Raw genomic sequence first — 7,525 nt, forward strand, 5'->3', positions numbered from 1 at the left:
ACGGCGGTGAGCGGGTGCTCGGCGGGGATCGCGGCGAGCACCCGGGCGAGGGCCTCGCGGTCGGCCGCGTCGCAGGCCTCGATGCGCACGTCGGCGCCCAGGTCGGCGAGGTCGGCGGCCAGGGCGGCCGCGCCGGGGGCGTCCGTGCCGCGCCGACTGAGCAGCAGAAGCCGACGTGCGCCGCGCTCGGCGACCAGGTGGCGGGCCAACAGGGCTCCGAGGGTGCCGGTGCCGCCGGTGATCAGGACGGTGCCCTCGGGCGCGGGCGCGAAGCCGGTGCCCTCGGGTCGGGCGGCGGCCCGGACCAGGCCGGGGAGGAATCCGGTGCCGCCGCGCAGCGCGAGCTGGGGCTCGCCCGAGGCGGCCTGCGCGAGCACGGCCTCCTCGGAGGTGTCGGTGTCGACGTCGACCAGGACGAAGCGCCCCGGGTGCTCGGCTTGCGCGGAGCGGACCAGGCCCCAGACGGCGGCCGAGGCGAGGTCGGCGATCCGCTCGCCCTCGCCGACCGCGACCGCGCCGGTGGTCAGCAGGACGAGGCGGGTGTCGGCGGTCCGGGGGTCGGCCAGCCAGCGGTCCAGGAGGTCGAGGACGCGCGCGGTGAGCTCGTGCGCCCGCGCGGGCTCCGGGCCCTCGGCGGAAGGGATGCGCACGAGAACGGTCTCGGGGAGCCGGGCCTCGGCATCGTCGAGGAGGTCGGGGGCGTCGTCCAGGGTGACGGCCTTGCCGGAGCCCTGTCCGGTCTCCGACTCCCGCTCCGTCCAGTGGAGTTCGAACAGGGAGTCGCGCAGCGGCGAGTCGGCGGTCCGCAGCCGCTCGGCGGAGACGGGTCGGACGACCACCGAGCCGATGGACACGACCGCCCGGCCGTCCTCGTCGTGGGCGCTCAGCGAGACCTCGCCGGCCGCGCCCGCCGCCAGCCGCACGCGCAGGGCCCGGGCGTGGTGGGTGTCCAGTCGGACAGCCGTCCAGGAGAACGGCAGGCCGGCCTGGAGGGGTGCGTCCGGGTCGTCGCGGACCAGCATCGGGTGAACAGCAGCGTCGAGTAGGGCCGGGTGCAGCGCGAAGCGGTCGGCGTCGGCGCCGCCCTCGTCGGGCAGTTCGACCTCGGCGAACAGCTCGGAGCCGCGCCGCCAGACCTGCCGCAGGCCCTGGAACAGCGGGCCGTAGTCGAAGCCGGCCGCCGCCGCGCGCTCATAGAGGTCGTCCGTGTCGACCGGCTGAGCGCCGGCCGGGGGCCACTGCTCGGCGACCGCCTCGTCGACCGGGGCCTCGGGCGGGGCTTCGGGCGCAGCTGCGAGTAGGCCGGTGGCGTGCCGCGTCCAGGGTCGGTCGGCGGGCGCGTTCTCGGGCCGGGAGTGGATGCCGATGGCACGCGCGCCGGCCTCGTCGGGGTCCTCGACGGTGACCTGGATCCGCACGTCCTCGGTGTCGGACAGCACGAGCGGGGTGTGCAGGGTGAGTTCGTCCACCACCGGGCAGCCGGCCTCGGCCCCTGCGCGGAGGGCGAGTTCGAGGAAGGCCGTGCCCGGGACGATGACCGTGCCGAGCACGGCGTGGTCGGCGAGCCAGGGGTGAGCGGCCGTGGAGAGCCGACCGGTCATGACCGTCCCGGAGCCGTCGGCCAGCTCGACGGCGGCGCCCAGCACAGGGTGTTCCACGGCCGACTGACCCCAGCCGACGCCGGCGGCGTCCGTGGGGTCGGGCTCGGCCCAGTAGCGGCGGTGTTGGAAGGCGTAGGTCGGCAGTTCGACGTGCCGGCCGGCGGGGAGCAGGGTGGTCCAGTCGACGGGCAGGCCCGCGACGAAAGCCGCCGACAGCGCCGTCACCAGACGCCCGGGACCGCCCTCGTTACGACGCAAGGTCTCCAGGACCACAGCACCCGGGACGTCCTCCAGCTGATCGGCGATCGGGACGACCAGACCCGGATGCGGGCTGCACTCCACGAACAGCGTGTGCCCGTCCCCGACCGCCGACCGCACCGCCGCATCCAACCGCACCGTGCCACGCAGATTGTCGAACCAGTACCAACCCGCCAACCGCTCCGGCGCATCCACCACCTCACCCGTCACCGTCGAGTACATCGCCACCCGACCCGCCAACGGCCGCACACCCGACGACAGTTCGACGACCTCCTCACGCACCGCATCCATGTGGGCCGAATGCGAGGCGTAGTCGACCGGGATCCACCGCGCCCGCACACCCTCACGCTCACACCGCTCGACCACCCCGGCCAGCGCCTCGACGTCCCCGGACAACACCACACTCGACGGGCCGTTGACCGCCGCCAACGACAACCGACCATCCCCGGCAAGGAGTTCAGCCGCCCGCTCGGCACCGACACCGACCGACAGCATCCCCCCACCCGACACCCCACGCAGCGCCCGACTCCGCAACACCACCACCCGCGCCGCGTCCTCCAGCGACAGCAGACCGGCCACATACGCGGCCGCGATCTCCCCCTGGGAATGGCCGATCACCGCCGCCGGCCGCACCCCACACGACTCCCACCACCGAGCCAGCCCCACCATCACCGCGAACAACGCCGGCTGCACCACATCCACCCGGTCCAGCAACCCACCCGAACCGTCCCGCAACACCTCCACCAACGACCAATCCGTCAGCGGATCCATCACCCCCGCACACTCCTCCACCGCGGAGGCGAACACCTCGCTGGACACCAGGAGTTCAGCAGCCATCCCCGCCCACTGCGACCCCTGCCCCGGAAACACGAACACCGCACCCGACCCCGACCCAGCAACCGACTCACCCTCCGCCAACTCACCCAGCCGACCAACGAGTTCAGCCAGATCCCGCCCCGACACCACCGCCCGGTGCTCCAACACCGCCCGACCCGAGACCAACGCCCGCGCCACATCCACCGGGTCAGCCCCGGGATGTGCCACCGCCCACTCCCGCAGCCGCTCCACCTGATCCCGCAGTGCCGCACCCGACCGCGCCGACACCACCCACGGCACCACCCCGCCGACGACCTCACCCGCCGCGGGAACCTCCGCCTCCGCCGCCTCCTCCAGCACCACGTGCGCGTTGGTGCCGCTCGCGCCGAACGACGAGACGGCGGCCCGGCGCGGGCGCTCCGAGCGCGGCCAGGACACCGGCTCGGTCAGCAGCCGGACGCTGCCGGTCGCCCAGTCGATGTGCGGTGAGGGGGCGTCGATGTGCAGCGTCCTCGGCAGTTCCTCGTGGCGCAGCGCCATCACCGTCTTGATCACACCCGCCACACCCGCCGCCGCCTGGGTGTGCCCGATGTTGGACTTGACCGAGCCGAGCCACAGCGGCCGGTCCTCAGGACGGCCCTGCCCGTAGGTGGCCAGCAGAGCCTGCGCCTCGATCGGGTCCCCCAACGGGGTGCCGGTGCCGTGCGCCTCGACCGTGTCCACGTCGCGCGTGGCCAGGCCGGCGGCCTCCAGAGCCTGGCGGATCACCCGCTCCTGCGACGGACCGTTCGGCGCCGTCAGCCCGTTGGACGCACCGTCCTGGTTCACCGCCGAACCCCGCACCACCGCGAGGACGGGATGCCCGTGGCGCACCGCGTCCGACAACCGCTCGACCACCAGCAGGCCCGCCCCGTCCGCGGGGCTGAAGCCGTCGGCCGCCGCCGAGAACGGCTTGCAGCGGCCGTCCGGGGCGAGGCCGCGCTGTCGGCTGAAGTTGACGAACGTCTCCGGGGTGCACATCACGGTGGCGCCGCCGGCGAGCGCGAGGTCGCACTCCCCCGAGCGCAGTGCGCCGACCGCCAGGTGCAGTGCGACCAGCGCCGAGGAACACGCCGTGTCCACCGTCACCGCCGGCCCCTCCAGGCCGAGGACGTAGGACACCCGGCCGGCGAGCAGGCTGGCGGCGTTGGCCATGCCCAGAGTGCCGTCGCGACCCTTGGCCGTGCGGGCGAGGACGGTGGTGTAGTCGAGCCAGTTGATCCCGGTGTACACGCCGGTGCGGCTGCCGCGCAGGGTGGTCGGGTCGATGCCGCTGCGCTCGAACGCCTCCCAGGAGATCTCCAGCAGCAGCCGCTGCTGCGGGTCCATCGCCAGCGCCTCGCGCGGCGAGATCCCGAAGAAGCCGGCGTCGAAGTCGGCCGCGTCGTAGAGGAATCCGCCCTCGCGGACGTACGCCGTGCCGGGGGCGTCGGGGTCGGGGTCGTACAGGGCGTCGAGGTCCCAGCCCCGGTCGGTCGGGAAGGCGCCGATCGCGTCGCCGCCGCCCGCCACGAACTCCCACAGCTGCTCCGGCGTCGACAGCCCGCCCGGGAAGCGACAGGCCATGCCCACGATGGCGATCGGCTCGCGGCCCCGCTCCTCCAGCTCCCGTACCCGCCGGTGCGCGTCCCGCGCGTCGGCGACGGCCCGCTTGAGGTAGGACCGGAGCTTCTCTTCCGACTCGGCCACGTCTACTCCGACTCCTCGATCGAACGGTCGTTGTCGCTGGTCTGGTGCTGGTGCTGGTGCTGTGGTGGGCCCGGGTGGGTCCGCAGCATCACTCGAACCCCTGGTCGACGAGGGAGAACAGCTCGTCGTCGGTGGCGGACAGGAGGTCGTCCGCGTCGGTCCCGTCGTCCGGCGCCCCGCACAACGCCAGCAGCTCGCGCAGGCGTTCGGCGATCCGGTCGCGGGCGCCGTCCTCGGCCAGGACCGCCGGCAGGGCCTCGTGCAGCCGGTCCAGGTCGGCGAGCACCGGGGTGGCCTCCGAGGACTCCTCGGCGAGGCGCGCCAGCACGTGGCGGGCCAGGCTCACCGGGTTCGGGTAGTCGAACACCAGGGTCGAGCGCAGGTGCACCCCGGTGGCGCGCATCAGGCGGTTCCGCAGTTCGACCGCCATCAGCGAGTCGAAGCCGACCTCCTTGAACGCCCGCTCGGGCCCGACCTCGTCGGCACCCAGGTGTCCGAGGACGGCGGCCGCCGAGGTCCGTACGAGCGTGACCAGTTCGCGCTCACGCTCTTCCTCGGACAGCGCCGCCAGCCGCCGCCGCAGGGCGTCGACCCCCGGCGTCTCGGGCGTCCCGGCGCCACCGGCCGCGCGGCGGGCCTCCAGGGCGCGGAGCAGGTGCCGCAGCGGACCGCGCACGGCCTCCGGGCGGGTGCGCAGCGCCGCGCGGTCGGGCCGGGTGAGCACCAGTCCGGGCCCGGCCACGCGCAGCGCCTCGTCGAACAGGAGGACCACCTCGGCCTCCGTCAACTCCATGAGCCCTTCGGGGAGTTCGGCCTCGTATTCGCCGACCGCGGTGGGCCCCCAGGCGAGCGCGGCGGCGGGCAGGCCGTCGGCGTGCCGGGCGGCCGCCAGCGCCTCGGCGAGGGCAGCGACCACGGCGGCCGCAGGCTCGGCGGCCGTGGGCGGTTCGGGGGCGCCGAGGAGACCGCTCGCCGGGGAGAGCGTCACGAGGAACGCGCTCGGGTGCGCGCCGAGGAGTCCGGACAGGGCCAGGGCCGCTTCGACGGTCGGTTCCGGGCGGCCGTCGCGGGCCGCCTCCGCCGCCGCGAGCAGCACGCCGGCCACCGGGTGCCCGGCGGTGGCCGCGTCCAGCGCGGCACACAGCCCATCCTGGTCACCCGGTACCCAGGTGACGACCTCGGCTTCGGCTCCCGCTTCGGCCAGCCGGTCCGCCAGTCGGCGCACGGCGCCGATGCCCGTACTGTCGCCCGGCAGCAGGACCAGACGACGGACACCGTGGGCGGCGACGAGGTGTCCGGCCAGCACGGCGGCGAGCGGGCCGTCCGCGCCGCCGATCAGCACCGTGCCGTCTCCCGTGCCCCACTGCTCGGCCGGGGCCGCGTGGTCGGCCGCCGCCGCCCTGGCCAGCAACGGGGCGAGTAGCCGTCCGCCGCGCACGGCGAGCCGCGGTTCGCCGGCGGACACCAGCGTGGGCAACGCGGCGGCGGAGGCCGGGTCACCGTCCAGGTCGGCCAGCAGGATCCGGTCCGGGTGCGCGGCCTGAAGCGCGCACACCGCGCCCCAGACGGCCGCCGTGGCCGGGTCGGGAACCCGGTCCCCGCCTGCGGCGAGGACTGCCTGCCGGGTCACCAGCAGGAGCCTGCTCTCCCCCAGCCCCGGTTCGGCCGCCCAGGCCGCGACCTGAGCGGCCGCCTGGGAGGCGACCCGGGCCGCCGTGCGGGACATCCGGAGGAGTGCTTCCGCGCCGATCCTGCCGGCGGCCGGGCTTGCGGTGGCCGAGTCCGCGGCGGCCAGGTCTGCGGCGATCGAGGCTGCGGCGATCAGGTCTCCGGCGATCGGATCCAGGTCGGTCGCGGCGAGCACGACGCTGTCGGGGGCGGGCTCGCCGGCCGCGACGGCGGCGGCGAGTGCCGCCACGTCCGCGTACCGGGCCGCCGGCTCGAAGCCGTCGAGGGTGTCCGCCGCACCGAGCAGGGCGAGGCGTCCGGGCGCACCGCAGCTCGGCGTGGCCTTGCCCCGGTCCTCCCAGCTCAGTCGGAGAAGCGCGTCCCGGTGCGCACCACCGACCGCGCGCAGCTGCTCGGCGGAGACCGGGCGAACGGTCAGCGACTCGACCACCGCGACCGGGCGGCCCGCCGCGTTCGCGACGCGCATCGAGACCCCGTCCTCCCCGGCCGGGGTCAGCCGGACCCGCAGGCCGACCGGACCGGTGCCGTAGAAGCGGACGCCGTGCCAGGAGAACGCCACCCGGACGTCCTCGTCCTCGTCGGCGCCCACCCGAAGCGCCTGGACCCCGGCGTCGAGCAGGGCCGGGTGCACGGCGAAGCCGGCCGCCTCGCGCTCGTGCTCGGCAGGGAGCGCAACCTCGGCGAACAGCTCGTCGCCGTGCCGCCAGGCGGCCCGCAGGCCCCGGAACGCGGGTCCGTAGTCGACTCCGGAGGCCGCCAGGCGCTCGTAGAAGTCGTCCACGTCCAGCGGCACGGCACCGGTCGGAGGCCAGCTCGCCCACTCGTCACCGGCAGGGTCGACGTCCGTGCCCTCGACCAACGTGCCGTCCGCGTGCCGGGTCCACGGTTGGTCGGCGGGCGCGTTCTCGGGCCGGGAGTGGATGCCGATCGCGCGCGCGCCGGCCTCGTCCGGCGCGCCCACGACGACCTGGATCCGCAGGGCCCCGGTGTCCGGCAGGACGAGCGGGGTGTGCAGGGTCAGTTCCTCGACGGTGGGACTGCCCACCTCGCCGCCCGCCCAGGCCGCCAGCTCGACGAAGAGCGTCCCCGGCACGATCGCCGTGCCCAGGACGACGTGGTCGGCGAGCCAGGGCTGAGCAGCCGCGGAAAGGCGGCCCGTGAACAACACGGTGCCGTCGTGTGCCGAGCTGACCGCCGCACCCAGCAGCGGGTGCTCGGCTGAGACCAGCCCGAGCCCGGCCGGGTCGCCCGTCCGGACACCCTGGTCGAGCCAGTAGCGGCGGTGTTGGAAGGCGTAGGTCGGCAGTTCGACGTGCCGGCCGGCGGGGAGCAGGGTGGTCCAGTCGACGGGCAGGCCCGCGACGAAAGCCGCCGACAGCGCCGTCACCAGGCGCCCGGGACCGCCCTCGTTACGACGCAAGGTCTCCAGGACC

The 7,525-nt window shown here is 75.2% G+C and carries 1 protein-coding gene and 1 pseudogene; both read right to left on the bottom strand.

Annotated features, from left to right (window positions below; genetic code table 11):
• Window positions 1-4,358: pseudogene (locus tag ACFQ87_RS43155) on the bottom strand (type I polyketide synthase); the annotation flags it as partial.
• 133 nt (window positions 4,359-4,491) lie between these two features.
• The coding region (locus ACFQ87_RS43160; protein ID WP_380616487.1) for a polyketide synthase dehydratase domain-containing protein at window positions 4,492-7,525 on the bottom strand (3,034 nt) is incomplete at its 5' end.

The sequence above is a fragment of the Kitasatospora sp. NPDC056531 genome (assembly GCF_042794375.1).
GTDB lineage: Bacteria > Actinomycetota > Actinomycetes > Streptomycetales > Streptomycetaceae > Kitasatospora.